This window comes from Corynebacterium tuscaniense (assembly GCF_008693065.1).
Taxonomy (GTDB): Bacteria; Actinomycetota; Actinomycetes; order Mycobacteriales; family Mycobacteriaceae; genus Corynebacterium; species Corynebacterium tuscaniense.
The window spans coordinates 1-569 of sequence record NZ_VXKH01000196.1; the positions used below are offsets into that span (position 1 = coordinate 1).

Consider the following 569-nt stretch of genomic DNA (forward strand, 5'->3'; position numbering starts at 1 on the left):
GCGCCACGCCGATCTTGGGCTACGGCTTACGCACACGCTGAGCGAGCTTGCCACAGACGCGTCCCCGCTCATGCAAGGCGCCGCCACCGCATTGTTGTACCGCCTTGACGCGCAACCAGAAGGTCTGCCCACCCTTGCCGCGCGCATCCGCGCCGCCGCAGGCCCCACCGCACGCAGAGAACTGTCCCGCTGGTTGACAGGTTTTGTCAGTTCCAGCCCTGAATTGCTTATCGACGTCTCCTCCCTCCTCACCGACCTCCGCCACGGCACCGAAGACCTCGAAGAAGCCCTATTCATCGCGCGTTTACCCGCACTGCGTGCCGGCTTTGATCCGTTGTCTGCTGCGGAGCGGGAACGTTTGTCGGTTGCCGTGGGCGCTGACCGGGTGCTGCCCACTGACGTACCGGTTGAGGAACTTGGCCGGTGGGCGGAAGAAGACCGCTCCGCATGGGAGCGCCTCCAGCGGCTAGGACTCACCTCGATGGCACTGAGCCCGACACAACGGTGGGCCTTGGTGCTCGGCCGGCGCCGCCACGAGCTCACCGAACCCACGCAGCGCCGCCTGGCAC

At 66.4% G+C, this 569-nt stretch carries 1 protein-coding gene; it reads left to right on the top strand.

Features of this window, described 5'->3' with window-relative positions:
- Positions 1 to 569 (top strand): DUF5682 family protein (locus tag F4V54_RS11595; protein ID WP_249041308.1); only part of this gene is annotated, 569 nt, incomplete at both ends.